Annotated in this window: 16 protein-coding genes, 3 tRNA genes and 1 pseudogene; 15 read left to right on the top strand and 5 right to left on the bottom strand. The window is 65.0% G+C overall.

The annotated features are described in order from the left end of the window. Positions 1–63 precede the first annotated feature (63 nt). The 5 genes from FCT00_RS11765 (at position 64) to FCT00_RS11785 (ending at position 1,402) form a co-directional block, all read left to right on the top strand. Positions 64–489, top strand: a complete 426-nt coding sequence (locus tag FCT00_RS11765; protein ID WP_138423157.1) for an HU family DNA-binding protein — start codon at positions 64–66, stop codon at positions 487–489. Between the two features lie 21 nt (positions 490–510). Then, positions 511–585 (top strand) — tRNA-Val (locus tag FCT00_RS11770). A 144-nt stretch (positions 586–729) separates the two neighbouring features. Then, positions 730–805, top strand: a tRNA-Val gene (locus tag FCT00_RS11775). 157 nt (positions 806–962) lie between these two features. Then, positions 963–1,039: transfer RNA gene (locus FCT00_RS11780), tRNA-Asp, on the top strand. Positions 1,040–1,177: 138 nt separating this feature from the next. Next, the gene (locus FCT00_RS11785) at positions 1,178–1,402 is read left to right on the top strand and encodes a hypothetical protein (RefSeq protein WP_008328706.1); all 225 of its coding nucleotides are present in this window, start codon (positions 1,178–1,180) and stop codon (positions 1,400–1,402) included. Here FCT00_RS11785 and FCT00_RS11790 read toward each other — a convergent pair. Then, positions 1,399–2,142, bottom strand: coding sequence for a hypothetical protein (locus FCT00_RS11790; RefSeq protein WP_138423158.1), 744 nt, complete (start codon positions 2,140–2,142; stop codon positions 1,399–1,401). The genes FCT00_RS11785 and FCT00_RS11790 overlap by 4 nt on opposite strands. A gap of 129 nt (positions 2,143–2,271) precedes the next feature. On the opposite strand from FCT00_RS11790, the gene FCT00_RS11795 reads away from it, so the two are divergent. Next, complete coding sequence (locus FCT00_RS11795) at positions 2,272–3,141, top strand: glycosyltransferase family 2 protein (protein WP_138423159.1); 870 nt, start codon at positions 2,272–2,274, stop codon at positions 3,139–3,141. Between the two features lie 87 nt (positions 3,142–3,228). On the opposite strand, the gene FCT00_RS11800 is transcribed toward FCT00_RS11795, so the two are convergent. Together FCT00_RS11800 and FCT00_RS11805 are read right to left on the bottom strand one after the other, a co-directional pair. Continuing rightward, on the bottom strand, positions 3,229–4,095 hold the full coding sequence (locus tag FCT00_RS11800; RefSeq protein ID WP_138423160.1) for an alpha/beta fold hydrolase: 867 nt from the start codon (positions 4,093–4,095) through the stop codon (positions 3,229–3,231). After that, positions 4,092–5,483: a M20/M25/M40 family metallo-hydrolase gene (locus FCT00_RS11805; RefSeq protein ID WP_138423161.1), complete on the bottom strand. Its 1,392-nt coding sequence runs from the start codon at positions 5,481–5,483 to the stop codon at positions 4,092–4,094. Before FCT00_RS11805 ends, FCT00_RS11800 begins: the two co-directional genes overlap by 4 nt. Before the next feature lie 125 nt (positions 5,484–5,608). Between FCT00_RS11805 and FCT00_RS11810 the strand changes: the two genes are divergently transcribed. The 6 genes and pseudogenes from FCT00_RS11810 to FCT00_RS11830 all read left to right on the top strand — a co-directional run bounded on the left by FCT00_RS11810 (position 5,609) and on the right by FCT00_RS11830 (position 10,547). Continuing rightward, positions 5,609–6,211 carry a hypothetical protein gene (locus FCT00_RS11810; protein ID WP_040884355.1) on the top strand — a complete coding sequence of 201 codons (603 nt, stop codon included), beginning with the start codon at positions 5,609–5,611 and terminating at the stop codon, positions 6,209–6,211. Positions 6,212–6,356: 145 nt separating this feature from the next. After that, entirely contained in the window at positions 6,357–7,580 is a 1,224-nt protein-coding gene (hemA, locus tag FCT00_RS11815) for a 5-aminolevulinate synthase (protein WP_138423162.1), read from the top strand. Between the two features lie 216 nt (positions 7,581–7,796). After that, positions 7,797–7,961: pseudogene (locus FCT00_RS21825) on the top strand (helix-turn-helix domain-containing protein); the annotation flags it as partial. Next, positions 7,962–8,936 (top strand): DUF4115 domain-containing protein, encoded by a 975-nt coding sequence (locus tag FCT00_RS11820; RefSeq protein WP_407943658.1) that lies wholly within the window; start codon positions 7,962–7,964, stop codon positions 8,934–8,936. Positions 8,937–9,015: 79 nt separating this feature from the next. Continuing rightward, the gene (ispG, locus tag FCT00_RS11825; protein ID WP_138423163.1) at positions 9,016–10,149 is read left to right on the top strand and encodes a flavodoxin-dependent (E)-4-hydroxy-3-methylbut-2-enyl-diphosphate synthase; all 1,134 of its coding nucleotides are present in this window, start codon (positions 9,016–9,018) and stop codon (positions 10,147–10,149) included. Next, complete coding sequence (locus FCT00_RS11830) at positions 10,146–10,547, top strand: VOC family protein (protein WP_138423164.1); 402 nt, start codon at positions 10,146–10,148, stop codon at positions 10,545–10,547. Before ispG ends, FCT00_RS11830 begins: the two co-directional genes overlap by 4 nt. Positions 10,548–10,559: 12 nt before the next feature. Here the strand turns inward: FCT00_RS11830 and FCT00_RS11835 are convergent, their stop codons facing one another. After that, positions 10,560–11,312, bottom strand: a complete 753-nt coding sequence (locus FCT00_RS11835) for a DsbA family protein (protein ID WP_040885426.1) — start codon at positions 11,310–11,312, stop codon at positions 10,560–10,562. A gap of 135 nt (positions 11,313–11,447) precedes the next feature. Here FCT00_RS11835 and FCT00_RS11840 point away from each other — a divergent pair, with 135 nt between their 5' ends. Then, positions 11,448–12,587 carry a pyridoxal phosphate-dependent aminotransferase gene (locus FCT00_RS11840; RefSeq protein WP_138423312.1) on the top strand — a complete coding sequence of 380 codons (1,140 nt, stop codon included), beginning with the start codon at positions 11,448–11,450 and terminating at the stop codon, positions 12,585–12,587. Positions 12,588–12,759: 172 nt separating this feature from the next. Then, on the top strand, positions 12,760–13,956 hold the full coding sequence (locus FCT00_RS11845; protein ID WP_235889009.1) for an N-acetylmuramoyl-L-alanine amidase: 1,197 nt from the start codon (positions 12,760–12,762) through the stop codon (positions 13,954–13,956). Position 13,957: 1 nt separating this feature from the next. On the opposite strand, the gene FCT00_RS11850 is transcribed toward FCT00_RS11845, so the two are convergent. Beyond that, positions 13,958–14,563, bottom strand: a complete 606-nt coding sequence (locus tag FCT00_RS11850; RefSeq protein ID WP_171042967.1) for a class I SAM-dependent methyltransferase — start codon at positions 14,561–14,563, stop codon at positions 13,958–13,960. Positions 14,564–14,724: 161 nt separating this feature from the next. On the opposite strand from FCT00_RS11850, the gene FCT00_RS11855 reads away from it, so the two are divergent. Next, positions 14,725–17,241, top strand: coding sequence for a penicillin-binding protein 1A (locus tag FCT00_RS11855; RefSeq protein WP_008328730.1), 2,517 nt, complete (start codon positions 14,725–14,727; stop codon positions 17,239–17,241). Positions 17,242–17,298 lie beyond the last annotated feature (57 nt).

Below are 17,298 nucleotides of genomic sequence, written 5' to 3' on the forward strand. Positions count from 1 at the left end.
GCCGGGGCATCGCTTTCATCAGAACCGGCCAGAGAAGCCGGGCATCATACAGGCAAATCCATTATGGCCACGAGCACCAAGAAATCTGCGACCAAATCATCCACCGGCACCCGCAAGGCGACCACCGCCAAACCCGAGGCCGACGCGCCCGTGGCGGATGCGCCGACGACCGCCGTGCAGGGGGTGACCCGTGCGGTCCCGACCGCCGAGGGCGAAAACGACGGCAAGATCGTCAAGAAAGACCTGATCGACCGGGTGATCGCACGATCCGGGGTCAAGCCGCGCTATGTCCGCCCCGTGGTCGACGCGCTGCTCGTCGAGTTGGGCGAGATGCTGGAAGAAGCGGAAACCATGCAACTTCAACCGCTTGGCACCGTGAAAGTGCAGCGTCGCAAGGACGTCACGGATGGCGAAGTCATCATCACCAAGGTGAAGCGGAAAAAGGACACGCCCGAAGGCGACGATCCCCTTGCAGCCGCTGCGGAGTGACGCTAAAAGCCGCGCCACGGCGGGTGATTAGCTCAGTGGTAGAGCGCTTCGTTCACATCGAAGATGTCGGGGGTTCAAATCCCTCATCACCCACCATTCCCTCACATCTCGCAGTTCGGCCGGTCCCGGCGGGTTACGTGTGCCTTGGCCGACGCAATGCCCGGTTCGCCGCAGGACGGGCCTTGAAGTGCACCGACCCTCTTGCCACCCGCCCATCGGCCCGTTAAATCCCCGCCTCACGGGTGGTTAGCTCAGTTGGTAGAGCGTCTCGTTTACACCGAGGATGTCGGGGGTTCGAGCCCCTCACCACCCACCAAATTCCGCGTTTTCATGGCCCCGAACCGCTCTCGCACCCCCGGCGCGCAGGGTGCCGGATCGCGCCCTGAAACCCGCGCGAAAAAATCGTCACAAAACCCGGTCCAAACCGCTTGACGCCCCCGGCGCAGGGCCGTAGAAGGCCCCTCACGCAGCGGGCGGTTGTAGCTCAGTTGGTTAGAGTACCGGCCTGTCACGCCGGGGGTCGCGGGTTCGAGCCCCGTCAACCGCGCCACTGCTGCGATCCCGAATTTCGGGTGAAAAGGCCTCCGACCGGGGGCCTTTTTCGCGTCCGGGCTTTGGGCGGTGCGCCAGTTTGGCGCGTTGAACCTTTGCGCGGCCATCTTAGGTTCAGGGCAAACGAGGACCGAAGATGCGCCTGCTCGATTCCATACCCCTGACCACGATCCTGATTTTCTGCGCGACCATCGGGTTGGCCCCGTTCACGCCGCCGCATGTGTGGGAAAAGCTGCAAATGCTGGTCGCAGGCACGCTTTCCGAGCCGATCGACATCCTCGATCTGGTCATGCACGGGGCGCCGTGGCTCGTGCTGATCGTGAAACTCGCGCGTCTGGTGCAGCGCCGCGTGACGGCCTAGGCGGGCAGGGGAAAGCCCCAGGCGGCCTCGACCTTGGGGTTGAGCGACGATGCGAGATACGACCTGTCGGCATCGCTGACGGTCTCGGGCGGGCTTGGGCGGTCTTCGACGTTGGCGAGGAACTTGGACCCGAGCCGCTTGGTGACGGGTCGGTATGCCTCGACCGGCGGCAGATCGAACGCCTCGCTCACCTTCACGACGAAGCCTTCGGGATCGGCCTGAACATCGCCAAGCCGACACAGGACGAGGTTGCAGCCCCGGTTGCGCAGCCCCAGCAGATACGCGGCCTTCATCGCCCGCAGATCGGCGATATTGGCGAAGGGCTGGCCGGTGACGGGATGGCGGTCTTGCTGGAGGGGCGTTCCCACCGTGCCAAGTTCGCCCGAGCGCGGGAAATACCGCTTGCGGTCGACGATCGTGCCCCATTCGACGCGCAGGAAGTCCGAGAAGGTCAGGGCCTGCATGTCGGGCGGGCAGTGCCAAGGCTTCGCATACATCGACCGGACCCAGCCCAGCGGTTCGCGCAGGACGCCCACGATCAGGGCGCGCTGCCCGATGCCGGTCATCTGGGCGAAGCCGTGTTTCCAGCCATAGGCGTCGGTCGGGGTCAGCGTGGTGTTCTTGGCGAGCAGGCGGTTCACGAAATTCGTGCCCGACGAGCGCTCGCCGAACACCTGAAGGTGGTCCGGGGTGGCCCCGTGCCTGCGATAGATCCCGATGCCCGTCTCTGCCAGCGTCATGCCTTACCCTTTTGCGCCGACAGTGCCGTGTGGCCTGCGGCTTGGAAAGCCCAAAGGGGCTAGGCGGGTCGTCGGCGCCCGTGTAACCTTCGCGAAACGGGTCCAGAGAGGCCGGATCGGGGACAGACGATGCAGACGACAGCCGCCGCGCTGACCATGGTGCGCGACGACGATTTCTTCCTTGAACGCTGGGTGCGGTATTACGGCGGGCTGTTCGGGCGCGAGAACTGTTATGTCGTCAACCACGGCAACCAAGCCTCGGTGCGCGAGATCGCGGCAGGCTGCAACCTCATTGCCATTCCCGACACGTCCGAGAAATTCGACCAGCGCCGCTGGCGGTTGTTCAACGGGTTGTCGACGGGGCTCAGGTCGTATTTCAAATACGTCGTGGTGGGGGACATCGACGAATTCGTCGTGGTCGATCCGAAAGCCGGGCTGGACCTGCTCGGCTTTCTGAAGAAGGCGCCGGGGCGCAAGATCCTGACACCTCTCGGGCTGGAGGTGACGCATCGCACCAAGCAGGAGCGCGACCCGGTGACCGGCCCGATCCTCGGCCCGCGCCGGTTCGTGCGGGTGAATTTCCATTACTCCAAACCCTGCGTCGTGGGGTTTCCCGGCAAGCTGTCGCGCGGCGGGCATTTCGCGGAATACGATCAGCTTTTCACGCCCGAGGCGCTGTATCTCTTTCACATGAAATTCTGCGACTCGGCCCAGTATTCGGGTGTGATGGACCGACGCAACGCGACGGTGGCGGCGGCGGGGGTGACCAAGGGCGAGACCGGCATCGGCGGGCATTGGTTTGCGGATGAACGCGGGTCGGACGACGAGGTCTTCGCCCAGTTCAACACGCGCCCCATCGTGCGCGGTTTCGACATGTCGCCGTACCGGCGCAAGATGCATGACGGGTGGGAGGAGCGCGGCCACGGCATGTGGCAGTTCCCGCGCGGGCTTTACCCCCATATGCATGAGCTGCCCGAGCGGTTCTTCGGGATCGTGTGAGGTTTCGCGCCAGCAAGCTGGCGCGACCCGTTGGGGGGCTAGCCCCCCAACCCCCCCAAGGTTTCCTGAAATAGAGAAGGGGCAGGGTCAGGCGAAGAAATCGGCGAGTGCGGTCGTCACCGCACCCGGGTGGCTGTCGATCATGAAATGCCCGCCCGGCAAGGGGGCCGGGGTGATCGTTTCGATCCGATCGGCCCAAGTGTCTGGCACGTCGTAAGCGCGGCCCATTGCGCCGTCCATGCCCCAGCCGATGAGAGTCGGGGCGCGGACCGTCCGGCCAAGGTCGGCCTCGTCCAGGGCGAGGTCGATGTCGATGGCCGCGCGGTAATCGTGACACATCGCGCGGATGCAGGCGGGGTCGCGCCAGCTTTTCCGGTAAGCGGCCAGTTGATCCGGCGCGAAATCGCTGAGGTTCGCCGCGCCCCAGCCCAGCAGGCAGCTTTCGAAATAGGCGTCGGGATCGTGGCCGATCATCGTCTCGGGGAAGGGGACGGGCTGCGACAGGAAGAACCAGTGGTAATAGGCGCGCGCGACCGGGTGCGTGAGACCGTTGAGGATCAGCGCGGTCGGCACGACGTCGATGAGGGCGAGGCGCGCGATCCGGTTGGGCGCGTCCAGCGTCATCCGATAGGCCGTACGCGCGCCCCGGTCGTGGCCTGCGACCGCGAAACGCTCAAAACCGAGGTCGGACATCAGCGCCAGCATGTCGCCGCCCATGTGGCGGAAGGAATAAAGCGCGGGATCGTCGGGCTTGGACGAGGCGCCGTACCCGCGCAGGTCGGCCGTGATCACTGTGTGGGTCGCGGCCAGCGCCGGTGCCACGCGCCACCACAGCGCACGCGTCTGCGGAAAGCCGTGCAGGAGGAGGAGCGGCGGGCCGCTCCCCCCGATGTCGTAGGCGATCTCGATCCCGTCGTGGTCGAAAGTCCGGGTCGAAAAGCCCTGCGGTGTCACGACCGCTCCGCCAGTGCCGCGAGGATGCGCGCCCAGCTGCGGATGCCCTTGTGGAAGCTCTGGACGTCGTATTTCTCGTTCGGGGAGTGGATCGCGTCATCCTCTTTCGCGAAGCCGATCAGCATGGCGTCCATGCCGAGCACCTCCTTGAAATGCCCCGCGACGGGGATGGAGCCGCCCGCGCCCACGAAGGCCGCTTCGACACCCCATTCGTCCGACAGCGCCCCGCGCGCGATCTCGAACGCCGGATTGTCGGTGGACATGACCGAGGCGGGCGCGCCGTGGCCGTTGGAAAACACGCATTCGACGTCATCGGGCAGGCGGGCGTTCACGAAATCGACGAAGGCCGCGTGGATCTTGTCGGGGTCTTGTTGCCCGACGAGGCGGAAGCTGATCTTGGCGTGGGCTTCGGCGGGAAGCACGGTCTTGAACCCGTCGCCGGTGTAGCCGCCCCAGATCCCGTTCACTTCGCAGGTCGGGCGCGACCAGACCTTTTCAAGCGGTGTGCGGTCCTGTTCGCCCGCAGGCACCGAAAGGCCCACGTCTTCGAGCATCCGGGCGTGGTCGAAGTTCAGACCCTGCCACTGGGCGCGCAATGCGTCCGAAAGCTCCGGCACGTCGTCGTAGAAGCCGGGCAGGGTGACGGTGCCGGTGTCGTCGCGCAGATCGGCGATGATCCGGGTCAGGAGGTGAATGGGGTTCTGGGCAAGGCCGCCGTAGAACCCGGAGTGCAGGTCGCGGTTGGCGGCCTTCAGCGTGATTTCCTCGGCCAGCAGCCCGCGAAGCTGCGTGACGATGGCGGGGACGCGCCCGTCGTAAAGCCCGGTGTCGCAGATCATCGCGATATCGGCGGTCAGTTCCCCGGCGTGCTCTTTCAGGAACGGAACGAGGGACGGGGAGCCCGATTCCTCTTCGCCTTCGAGGAAGATGGTGATGCGGCAGGGCAGGGCGCCGTTCACCGCCTCCCACGCGCGCATGGCTTCGATGAAGGTCATGAGCTGGCCCTTGTCGTCGGACGAGCCGCGCGCGCGGATGACCTTGCCCTTCGGCGTGTCTTCGATGACGGGGTCGAACGGCGGGGTGTTCCAAAGCTCCAGCGGGTCGACCGGCTGCACGTCGTAATGACCGTAGAACAACAGGTGCGGCAGGCCGTCGACCGGATCGGGGCCGCCGTGGGCCACCACCATCGGATGACCGGGTGTGTCGCGCACCTGCGCGTCGAAGCCGATGGTGGCCAGATCGTTCACGATGGTTTCGGCGGCGGTGCGACAATCCCCCTTGTAGGCGGGGTCGGTCGAGATCGACGGGATCTTGAGCAGCGAGATCAGGCGGTCGAGTGCGAGGTCGATCTCGCCGTCGATCTTGTGCAGGACGGTATCGAGGGACATGGGAACTCCTTCTGTCATCGGCGTGGACCGTAGCATTGTCGTGAGCGACGTCCAGCCACACTGGTCAGCCCCGGGGTCAGGGACTATGGTCCCGCCGAACGAGTAGTCTGAAAAGGATTCCACAAATGCGCCAAGCGATTGCAGGCATCGCTGTAGCCCTCATGGCCGCCGGCACGGCCCAGGCCGAGCCGATGACGGGCGATGCCGCGAAGAAACAGCTGTTCTCGCCGTCGAAGATGATCATGCACATCGCGGATCTGAGCCAGTTCGGCGCGGGCATGAAACAGGCGGTCAACCTGACGCTCGACCAGATGAAGGCGCCGAGCCAGATGGCCAAGTTCCTCGAGGCGGGCTACGGCTATTATGGCGCGGTGGCGTTTCCGGTGTCCGGCGACGGACAGGTGCCGCCGACGATCATCGCGCAACTGAACACGCCGGATGCGGCGGGCGCTGCCGCCGTCGCGGCCTGTCAGCAGGCGAACGGCGGGCAATGCGCGGTGGCTGCGCTGCTTCTGCCGCGCGGGTACAAGGCCCGTGATCTGACGCTCAGTCAGGCCGCGACCAAGCGCGTCGTGGATGGGTGGGATGACGGCGGGATGCCGAAATTTCTGGCCTATTCGCCCACGACCCATGCCTGGGGCATTGCCAAGGGGCCGACGGCGAGCGCGCGCACCGCGATCGAAAGCTGCAAGGAGTCGGACTGCGTGGTTGCCATCGCAGACCAATAAATGTGAAAAACCCGCTCAGGTTTGATCCACGTCAACGCGCGGGCTGCGACAGAGTGTATCAGGTTTTTTGCATATGTTTACTGGATGTGCATAGGTATTGTGCAGAACGTGAACAGGAGAATCGGGACGCCCGGGAGGGATGCGCGTGAATTACGAGACCAAACTGGATGCGGCACTGACACGGCTGCATGACGAAGGGCGCTACCGCGTCTTCATCGACATCGAGCGTGAGATGGGGAATTTCCCGCACGCGACATGGCGCAAGGAAGACGGCACGGAACGCCCCGTCACGATCTGGTGCGGGAACGACTATCTCGGCATGGGCCAGCACCCGGAGGTGCTCGAGGCGATGCACGAGGCCATCGACGCCACCGGCGCGGGGTCAGGCGGCACGCGCAACATCTCCGGCACGACCGTCTATCACAAGCGTCTGGAAGCCGAACTGGCCGATCTGCACCGCAAGGAAGCGGCGCTTCTGTTCACCTCGGCCTACATCGCCAACGACGCGACCCTGTCGACGCTGCCCAAGCTGTTCCCCGGTCTCATCATCTATTCCGACGCGCTGAACCACGCTTCGATGATCGAAGGCGTGCGGCGCAACGGCGGGGCCAAGCGCATCTTCCGCCATAACGATGTCGAGCATCTGCGCGAACTCCTCGCCGCCGACGATCCGGCGGCCCCCAAGCTGATCGCGTTCGAGTCGGTCTATTCGATGGACGGTGACTTCGGCCCGATCGAGGCGATCTGCGATCTCGCCGACGAATTCAACGCGCTGACCTATATCGACGAAGTGCATGCGGTCGGCATGTATGGCCCGCGCGGCGCAGGTGTGGCCGAGCGTGACGGTCTGATGGGCCGGATCGACATCATCAACGCCACGCTGGCCAAGGCTTATGGCGTGATGGGCGGCTATATCGCAGCATCGGCGAAAATGGTCGATGCCATAAGGTCTTACGCGCCGGGCTTCATCTTCACCACGTCGCTGGCCCCGGCGCTCGCCGCGGGTGCGGCGGCTTCGGTTCGTCACCTCAAGACCGATCAGACCCTGCGCGACCAGCACCAGACGCAGGCCAAGATCCTCAAGACCCGGCTCAAGGGGCTGGGTCTGCCGATCATCGACCACGGCTCGCACATCGTGCCCGTCATCGTCGGCGACCCGGTTCATACAAAGCAACTGTCGGACATGCTGCTCGACGGCTATGGCATCTACGTGCAGCCGATCAACTTCCCGACCGTGCCGCGCGGGACCGAGCGTCTGCGCTTCACGCCGTCGCCCGTTCACGGCCCGAAAGAGATGGACGCGCTGGTCAAGGCGATGGACGAACTCTGGTCGCACTGTGCGCTGAATCGCGCCGAGCTTTCCGCTTAACCACTTAATCTCGTGCAAGAATCGTTGCAGGCTGCTAAATATCGGTTAAGGAACCCATAGCGGTTCGGAATCGTTACGGGACTAACGAAACCGCCGAAGGTACGGCCACGAGTAATAGGGGCAGGCTGCATGATCAGGCGTTGGATCACGCCTCAGGTCACGAAAGAAGAGCAACCGACCGGTTTCGACTCTTTCGAGTTGCGCTTGGGTGACATCATGCGCGGGGAACGCGCCACCCTGAGCAAATCCCTGCTTGACGTTCAGCGTGAGCTTAAGATCAAGGCGACCTACATCGCGGCGATCGAGAATTGCGACATCACCACCTTCGAAACCCCCAGCTTCATCGCCGGATACGTGCGATCCTACGCCCGGTATCTGGGCATGGACCCGGACTGGGCGTTCAAGGCGTTCTGCGCCGAAAGCGGGTTCGAACCCGCGCACGGGCTGTCGCCCTCGGCCTCGGTCGTCGCCAAGCCCGAAAAGGTGCGCGAGACTGCACCCGATCCGCTGGCCAATCCGAATGCAAGCTATGTGCCGCGCCCCTCGTCGATCTTCGAGGGGATCGAGCCGGGCGCCGTGGGATCGGTCGCGGTGCTGGTCGGCATCGTCGGCATCCTCGGTTTCGGCGGCTGGTCGCTGCTTCAGGAAATTCAGAAGGTGGATTTCGCGCCCGTCGAACAAAGCGTCGGCGTGCTCGAAGATCTGCCGGAACTCGATGCGCCCATCGGCCCGACCGATGGCGATGCGCCGCGCGACGTGGCCGGGCTGAACTCGCCCCCGTCGGTCGAGGCGATGGATCGCATGTATCGGCCCGAGGCGCTTGACGTTCCCGTGCTGATCGCGCGGGACGGCCCGATCTCGACCCTCGATCCGCGCGAGGTGGGCACGATGCCCGACCGCAGCGGCGACGACCGGATCGCGCGCACCGCGCCGCGCCCCGGACAGGCGATCGACGATGCCGTGAACGAAGCGGTTGCGGATGCGGGCGCGGCATCCTCCGGCGCCGTGACGGTATTCGGCCCCGACGCGCCGGAAGTCGCCATTTTCGCGGTGCGCCCAAGCTGGGTGCGCGTGCAATCGGCTGACGGCACCACGCTCTTCGAAAAGATCCTCGACGCGGGCGAACGGTATGTGTTGCCGAAGTCGGAACAACCGCCGGTCCTGCGCACCGGCAACGCGGGCTCGGTCTACTTCGCCGTGAACGGTGAGGCCTATGGCCCTGCGGGCGAGGGGGCGAGCGTCGTGTCGAACGTGGCTCTCGCGCCGACGGCGATCCACGAAAGCTTCGCGGTCGCCGATGTGCAGGCCGATCAGGATCTGGCGAATTTCATCGCCGTCGCGGACGCCAGCCAGTAAGCTCCTCTCACAGTCTAGTGCCTTGCCGCGCTGCCGCACACGCGGTATCGGTCGGGCGTTCCAACGTTTGCGAGGCCGCATGTCGCACAATCCGATCCGCCCCTGGCGTTCGATCGAGCGCCGCAAATCCCGTCAGATCATGGTCGGCAACGTCCCCGTCGGGGGCGATGCGCCGATCTCGGTCCAGACCATGACCAACACGGTCACGACCGATGTGGCCGCGACCATCGCGCAGGTGCAGGCCGCTGCCGAGGCGGGCGCCGACATCGTGCGCGTCTCGGTCCCCGATCAGGCGTCGTCCAAGGCGCTGAAAGAGATCGTGGCGGAAAGCCCGGTCCCGATCGTGGCCGACATCCATTTCCACTACAAGCGCGGCATCGAAGCCGCCGAGGCGGGCGCGGCCTGCCTGCGCATCAACCCCGGCAACATCGGGTCCGAGGACCGCGTGCGCGACGTGATCGCGGCGGCCCGCGACCACGGCTGTTCCATGCGCATCGGCGTGAATGCCGGGTCGCTGGAGCGTCACTTGCTGGAAAAATACGGCGAGCCATGCCCCGAGGCGATGGTGGAAAGCGGGCTGGAGCATATCCGCATCCTCGAAGACAACGATTTCTTCGACTTCAAGATCAGCGTCAAAGCCTCGGACGTATTCCTGTCGGCTGCGGCCTATCACGCGCTGGCCGACGTCACCGATGCGCCGCTGCACCTTGGGATCACCGAGGCGGGCGGGCTGACCTCCGGCACGATCAAGTCGTCCATCGGTCTGGGCAATCTCCTTTGGGCCGGGATCGGGGATACGATCCGCGTTTCGCTTTCCGCCGATCCGGTGGAAGAGGTGAAGGTCGGGTATGAAATTCTGAAGTCCCTCGGCCTGCGCCATCGCGGCGTCAACATCATCTCGTGCCCCTCCTGCGCGCGTCAGGGTTTCGACGTCATCAAGACCGTCGAGGCGCTGGAAAAACGGCTGGAGCACGTCAAGACGCCCATGAGCCTGTCGATCATCGGCTGCGTGGTGAACGGGCCGGGCGAGGCGCTGATGACCGATGTGGGCTTCACCGGCGGCGGGGCCGGGCATGGCATGGTCTATATGGCCGGCAAGCAGGACCACAAGATCGGGAACGAGGGCATGATCGACCACATCGTCGAACTGGTCGAAAAGAAAGCCGAAGAGATCGAGGCCGAGAACGCCGCCGCGGAAGAAGCGGCGCAGTGACCCGCAGCCTCGCCCATGTCTCGCTCGTCGTGCGGGACTATGACGAGGCCATCGAATTCTACGTCGGCACGCTCGGTTTCGAACTGGTCGAGGACAGTTATCAACCGGAACAGGACAAGCGGTGGGTCGCGGTGCGCCCCGGCCCAGACGGCACGTCGATTCTGCTGGCGCGCGCGTCGAACGACCGGCAGGCGGCGTTCATCGGCGATCAGGCCGGAGGTCGCGTGTTCCTGTTCCTGCGCACCGATGATTTCTGGCGCGATTACAACGCGCTGACGGCCAAAGGTGTGACGTTTGTCCGCCCGCCGAAAGAGGCCGATTATGGCACCGTCGCCGTGTTTCAGGATCTGTACGGCACGCTCTGGGATCTTGTCGAATTCACCGACGGGCGCCCCTGAGCGCAGCCCGCCTCAGCTATCCTCGCGTTCGGCCGCGACCATTTCCTGCATCGCTTCGAGCGGCACGTAGCCCCGGATCATCTGGCCGCCCAGAACGAAGGTGGGCGTGCCGGAGATTTCGAGACGTTGCGCGAGCAGGTGGTTTTCCTCGATCTGCCGGTTCACCTCGGGGTCTTCCATCTTCGCCAGAATTTCCTGGCTGTCGTAGCCCATGTCATCGGCCATCCGCGCAAGCACTTCTTCGGTCGCGTTGGCACGCAGGGTCATCAGGGCGTCGTGCATCTCGCCGTAAGCTTCGTCGCCATGGGCGAGCTTGGTGGCGATGGCGAACCGGGCCGAGGTGACGCTTTCCTGCCCGAGGATCGGGAATTCCTTGTAGATCAGGCGGATATTGCCGTCGCTTTCGAGCAGCGCGTTGATTTCGGGGAAGGCCTTGCGGCAATAGCCGCAGCGGTAATCGACGAATTCGACAAGCGTCACATCGCCATCCGGGTTGCCCGCAACATGGCTGTAACCATCGTTGTAGATGCTCTCTTCATTCGCCGCGATCATGGCCACGTCGTTGGCCTCGGCCTGTTCCGCCTGCCGCTGTTCGAGAACCGCGATCGCTTCCATCAGGACTTCGGGGTTCTCGAGCAGATACCCGCGCACCTCGTCACGGAACATCGCACGCTCGTCCTCGGTCATTGCGCCGATGTCGAACGACAGGGCCGGGGTCGAGGCGAGGCCCAGAGCGAGGGCGGCGGCGGAAACGATGCGGGTCATGGTCACTCCAAAATCAGGTTGGCCAGACGCTACGGGGGTGGCGGTCGGGGTTCAATCCCCAAGCGCACCGGGTCCGTAAGGTTGACCTTTTACCGCCGACGCGGGATGTCACTGGCACTAACCGTCGAGGACAGGATGCGCAAATCAAAGAGAAGCGAGGTCGACCCCTTCATCGTCATGGACGTGATGGAAGCGGCCCGGATGGCGGAAGAGGCGGGGCGTCACATCATCCACATGGAGGTAGGCCAGCCCTCGACCCCCGCACCCGAGGCGGCCCGCCGCGCGGTCGAGGCGGCACTGTCCACCGACGCGCTGGGTTATACCGTCGCCCTTGGCCTTCCGGCGTTGCGTCGCGGAATCGCCGGGCTTTACGGGCGCTGGTATGACGTGGATCTCGATCCGAACCGGGTCGTCGTGACCTCGGGTTCGTCCGCGGCGTTCCTTCTGTCCTTCACGACGCTGTTCGACACCGGCGACCGGATCGGCCTGTCCGACCCCGGCTACCCGTCCTACCGCCAGATCCTGAAAGCCCTCGGCCTCGCGCCCGTCGGCTTCCCGGCACGGCCCGAGAACCGTTATCAGCCTGTGCCCGAGGATCTGCCCGAGGGGATCGACGGTCTCATGGTCGCCTCGCCCGCGAACCCGTCCGGCACGATGCTGGGGCGCGACGAATTGGGCGCGCTCATCGGCACCACCGCTAAACGGGGCGTGTCGCTCATCTCGGACGAGATTTACCATGGTCTGCATTACGAGGATCGCGCGGTGAGTGCGCTGGAACTGTCCGATGACGTCCACGTCATCAACTCGTTTTCCAAGTATTTCTCGATGACCGGTTGGCGCGTCGGCTGGATGGTGGTGCCGGAGGATCACGTGCGCACGGTCGAACGCATCGCGCAGAACATGTTCATCTGCCCGCCCCATGCGAGCCAGGTGGCCGCGCTGGCGGCGCTGGACGCGGTGGACGAACTGGAGGCGAACCGCGCGGTCTATCGCGCGAACCGCGCCCTGATGCTGGACGGTCTGCCGAAAGCCGGATTCGACCGGATCGCGCCGCCGGACGGGGCGTTCTACGTCTATGCCGATGTGTCCGATCATACGGACGACAGTCGGGCCTTCGCCCGCGAAATCCTCGACAAGGCCGGGGTCGCGGTCACTCCGGGGCTGGATTTCGATCCGGTCCGTGGCGCGCAGACGCTCAGGTTTTCCTATGCCCGCTCCACCGACGACATCCGCGAGGGGCTTTCACGCCTTCAGGCGTTCATGGCGGCAAGGTAGCGTTTTCGGATTGTGCGGGCTTGCGCCCGCGCAGGATGTGCAACGCCCCGGCTGACGCCGGGACGCCGCGATGCGGGGCCAGCCCCGCACCCCGAGGTTTCCTTGAAACAGAGAAGGGATGGGCGCAGGCGCGCGCCCTTGCTATGATCTGCGCAAAACGAGCGGGTGGTGCATGATACGGGCGATTTTTCTGATCGTGATGACGTGCTGGGCCGGGATGGCACAGGCGCAGATGTCGGCATTGGCGCGTCTGACCGGCGACGGGGTCGTTCTGTCGCAGGACTCGGGCGGGGTCGCTTTGCGCATCGACATGACGCGGGCGGTGCCGTGGCGCGTGTTCTCGCTCGCCGATCCGGCGCGGCTGGTGATGGATTTCTCGGAACTGGACTGGACTGGTGTGGACGAGGCGGCGCTCGCGACCGTGGACGGTGTGGGCGAGGTGCGGACGGGGCTGTTCCGGCCCGGCTGGTCGCGGATCGTCGTGACGCTCGACGGCCCGTTTCTTGTCGAGAGCGCGGGAATGCGCAAGGTGAGCGAGGCCCGGTCCGAGGTGTCGGTGCGCACGGTGCCGACGGATGCGGCGACTTTCGCGCGCACGGTCGGGGCACCGCCGAGCGCGGTGTTCACGATGGCCGACGCGCCGCCGCCGGTGCGCCGGGGCGAGGGGCCGCTGGTGGTCATGCTCGACCCCGGCCATGGGGGGATCGACCCGGGCGCCGAGCGCGAAGGCATTCGCGAGGCAGATCTCATGCTCACCTTCGCGCGTGAATTGAAGGAGGTTCTGCTGAGGCAGGACGGGGTCGAGGTCGTTCTGACGCGCGACGAGGACGTGTTCGTCCCGCTCGAGGAGAGGGTGTCGAAGGCGCGTGCCGCCGGGGCCGATATTTTCCTGTCGCTCCATGCCGACGCTCTGGCCGAAGGCCGGGCCAACGGGGCGACGGTCTATACGCTGGCCGAAGAGGCGACCGATATCGCGTCGCAGAAGCTCGCCGAACGCCATGACCGGGCCGACCTGCTGGCCGGAGTGGACCTGAGCGAGACGGGCGACGAGGTGGCGCTGGTTCTGATGGACATGGCGCGCGTCGAAACCCGGCCCCGGTCCGACGCGCTTGCGGACGCGATCGTCGAAGGGATACGCGAGGCGACCGGCTCGACCTACAAGACGCCGCGGCTGGAGGCCGGGTTCTCGGTCCTCAAGGCGCCCGACATCCCGTCGGTTCTGATCGAACTGGGATTCCTGTCGTCGAAGCGGGACCGCGAAAATATGGTCGACCCCGAATGGCGTCGTCAGGCCGCCGAGGGCATTCGCAACGCGATCCTCGACTGGGCGCTCGAAGACACGGCGGCGCAGGACCGGCTGAGGCAGTAGGTCAGGCGTTCAGCCCGCGATATTGCGCAAGCCAGACCGAGTGGCCGTTGCAGGTCGGGTCTTCCGGCACGAAGGCGACCTCGTCGAAGCCGTTTTCGTTCAGGAGCTTGCGATACTCGTCCGGGTCGAGAGAGGCGTGATAGACGCTTTCGCCTTCGACCCGGCCCATCGCTTCGCCCGCCGCCGGCCCGGTGGTGAAGAGAAGCGCGGTGCGCGGGCGGGCATGTGCCGCGAACGTGGCGAACATGCCGCGCTGATCGTCCGCCGACAGGTGGAACATCGAATTCCACGCGAGGATCAGGTCGAAGGTTTCGCCCAGATCCAGCCCGCGCATATCGGCGTGAATGGCGCGGGCGCGGGGCAGGTTGTCGCGAAACAGGACCAGCATCGACCCGGCCCCGTCGACCCCCGTGACCTCGCCATTGCGCTCCTGCAAATAGGCCGCGATGGGCTTGCCCGGACCACAGCCGAGGTCGAGCACCCGACGCCCCGGCGCATGGTTCAGCGCACGGTCCAGCCATCGGCGTTCGAAAAGCGTCCGGTCGCGGGACCGGGCGAATCCGCGCGCGACTCGGTCGTATGTGGGAAGGATGTCGTCGGGTCTCATGCGGGCGAGAAGGGGGCGGAACTTCCCGCATGTCCAGAAGGCATTTGAATGGCGGGCGAAATCCTGCCCATCGCGCACTCGTGCAGACCATGTCATGCCGTTCTTTTTTGACCCGGCCAACGATCGACCCTATACCCTTTGGCTCAACCTCGGAGGCAGTCTTGATCCGATTCATACTGGGATTTTTCGGCGCCATCTTCTCGTGGCTGACCCTTGGTGCGCTCATGGCCGCCCTTGCCATCGGTGGCATCTTCTGGATGTACGGGCAGGGTCTGCCGTCGACCGAGCAGCTCGAGAATTATCAGCCCGCCACGATCAGCCGGATCTATTCGGGCGAGGGGCAGCTGATGGACGAATTCGCGCGCGAGCGTCGTCTGTATACGCCGCCGGAGCAGATCCCCGATCTGGTGAAATACGCCTTCATCTCGGCCGAGGACAAGAATTTCTATACCCACAAGGGGTATGATCCGCGCGGGATGCTGGCCGCTGCGGTCGAGGCCGCGCGGGGCGGGCGGCTTCGCGGGGCGTCGACGATCACCCAGCAGGTGATGAAGAACTTCCTTCTGTCGTCCGACCGTTCGGCGGAGCGCAAGATCAAGGAACTGATCCTCGCGAGCCGTCTGGAAAACACGCTCGACAAGGAAGACATCCTTGCGCTGTATCTGAACGAGATTTTCTTGGGCCAGAACTCGTTCGGGGTCACGGCGGCCTCGCAGACTTATTTCAACAAGACGCTGGACGAGCTTGCGCCGCATGAGGCGGCGACGCTGGCGGCGATGCCCAAGGCGCCGTCCGACTATCATCCGGTGCGCAACTACGACCGGCTGCTCAACCGCCGGAACTTCATCCTCAAGGAGATGTACGAGAACGGCTACATCACCGAGGATCAGTACCTATCCGAACGGCAGGAGCCCATTCGATCGGTCCAGAACGGCGATTTCGAAAGCTTCCGGTCGGCCATGCCGCGCCGCGACTATTTCACCGACGAGATCCGCCGTCAGTTGAGCCGCGACTTCGGGGAAGAGGAATTCTTCGGCGGCGGTCTGACGATCCGCGCGACCGTTGACCCGGAAATGCAGGAAATCGCCGCATGGTCGCTGCGCAAGGCGCTGGAAGACTATGACCGCGCCCGCTCGCCGTGGCGTGGGACCGGCAAGTCCATCGACCCGGCCACCATCGACAACGGCACCTGGGAAGAGGCGCTGGGGGAACTGCGCGTGGCGCGCGACATCGACCTGAACGGGCAATGGTATGTCGCGGTCGTGGACCAGATCGGCTCGAACGAGATGACGGTCAAGATCGAAGGCCAGCCCGAGCCGCAGCCCTGGGTCATTCCGCGCAGCGATACATCGTGGTTCCGGGGCAGCTTCGCCGACAATTTCGAACGTGGCGACGTGATCCACGTGCGCCGCATGACCGATGGCGAGGGGTCCGAGGGCAACTTCGTGCGCTGGTCGCTGCGTCAGGTGCCCGAAGTGCAGGGCGGGTTCATGGCGATGGACGTGAACACGGGCCGCGTGATCGCGATGCAGGGCGGGTTCTCGTACGAACATTCGACCTTCAACCGCGCGACGCAGGCCACGCGCCAGCCCGGTTCGTCTTTCAAACCCTTCGTTTACGCTTCGGCGCTTTCCACCGGGTTCTCGCCCGCCTCGATCATCATCGACGCGCCGATCGAGATCGACACGGGTGGCGAAATCTGGCGGCCCAAGAACGCCTCGAACCAGTTCTACGGGCCCACGCCGCTGCGCACCGGCATCGAACGGTCGCGCAACCTGATGACCGTGCGTCTGGCGCAGGAGGTCGGGATGCAGACCGTCGCGCGCTATGCCGAACGGTTCGGGGTCTACGACCACCTCGACCCCTATCTCGCCAACGCGCTCGGCTCGGCGGAAACGACGCTGTTCAAGATGGTGTCGGCCTATGCCATGTTCGCCAACGGCGGCGAGCGGGTGGAACCGACGCTCGTCGACCGCGTGCAGGACCGTTGGGGGCGCACGATCTATCGGCACGACCAGCGCGACTGCGCCGATTGCAAGGCGGCCCGTCTGCCGTCGGGCGAAGCGCCGCAGATCACCTCGAACCGCGAACGGGTGATGGACGCGATCACCGCTTATCAGCTCACCTCGATGATGCAGGGCGTGGTTCAACGCGGCACGGCATCGGGGTCCGTGCGCCTTCCGGTGCCGACGGCGGGCAAGACCGGGACCACCAACGATTCGAAGGACGTCTGGTTCGTGGGCTTCACCTCGAACATCGTGGCGGGCTGCTACATCGGTTTCGACCGGCCGCGCCCCTTGGGCGGGGCGTCGGGCGGCGGCACCTGCGGCCCGGTGTTCCAGCGTTTCATGGTCGAAGCGGTCAAGAAATACGGTGGCGGCAAGTTCAAGATCCCGCCGGGCGGTCACTTCGTGAAGATCGACCGCTATTCCGGCGCCCGTCTGCCCGACAGCGCGTCGGGGCCGAGCGTGGTGGCGGAATATTTCCGTGACGGCGAAGAACCGATCTTCGGCATCGTGTTCGACGGGGGCTTCGCGATGGGGTCGAACCTGCCGCTTTTCGGCGATCCGGACAGCGGTTTCGGCGGCCAGCAGCAGGTCCAGACCTCGACGGGCGAAACCGTGGTCATTCCAGACCGCGCGAATTCCTCGTCCCTGTCCGCAGGCGGACTTTATTAACCTGAACAAAGGGTTGTGGGTCACCTGTTCATGCGATCACCGGAATAATCCGATCCT

The organism is Maritimibacter alexandrii, from assembly GCF_005871115.1.
GTDB classification, from domain to species: Bacteria; Pseudomonadota; Alphaproteobacteria; order Rhodobacterales; family Rhodobacteraceae; genus Maritimibacter; species Maritimibacter alkaliphilus.

What these genes read in the sequence shown, in the direction of transcription:
- FCT00_RS11765 (WP_138423157.1), top strand. Translation starts at nt 64, where the DNA reads ATGGCCACGAGCACCAAGAAATCTGCGACCAAATCATCCACCGGCACC.
- FCT00_RS11785 (WP_008328706.1), top strand. Translation starts at nt 1,178, where the DNA reads ATGCGCCTGCTCGATTCCATACCCCTGACCACGATCCTGATTTTCTGC.
- FCT00_RS11790 (WP_138423158.1), bottom strand. Translation starts at nt 2,142, where the DNA reads ATGACGCTGGCAGAGACGGGCATCGGGATCTATCGCAGGCACGGGGCC.
- FCT00_RS11795 (WP_138423159.1), top strand. Translation starts at nt 2,272, where the DNA reads ATGCAGACGACAGCCGCCGCGCTGACCATGGTGCGCGACGACGATTTC.
- FCT00_RS11805 (WP_138423161.1), bottom strand. Translation starts at nt 5,483, where the DNA reads ATGTCCCTCGATACCGTCCTGCACAAGATCGACGGCGAGATCGACCTC.
- FCT00_RS11810 (WP_040884355.1), top strand. Translation starts at nt 5,609, where the DNA reads ATGCGCCAAGCGATTGCAGGCATCGCTGTAGCCCTCATGGCCGCCGGC.
- FCT00_RS11820 (WP_407943658.1), top strand. Translation starts at nt 7,962, where the DNA reads ATGGACCCGGACTGGGCGTTCAAGGCGTTCTGCGCCGAAAGCGGGTTC.
- ispG (WP_138423163.1), top strand. Translation starts at nt 9,016, where the DNA reads ATGTCGCACAATCCGATCCGCCCCTGGCGTTCGATCGAGCGCCGCAAA.
- FCT00_RS11835 (WP_040885426.1), bottom strand. Translation starts at nt 11,312, where the DNA reads ATGACCCGCATCGTTTCCGCCGCCGCCCTCGCTCTGGGCCTCGCCTCG.
- FCT00_RS11840 (WP_138423312.1), top strand. Translation starts at nt 11,448, where the DNA reads ATGCGCAAATCAAAGAGAAGCGAGGTCGACCCCTTCATCGTCATGGAC.
- FCT00_RS11845 (WP_235889009.1), top strand. Translation starts at nt 12,760, where the DNA reads ATGATACGGGCGATTTTTCTGATCGTGATGACGTGCTGGGCCGGGATG.
- FCT00_RS11850 (WP_171042967.1), bottom strand. Translation starts at nt 14,563, where the DNA reads ATGAGACCCGACGACATCCTTCCCACATACGACCGAGTCGCGCGCGGA.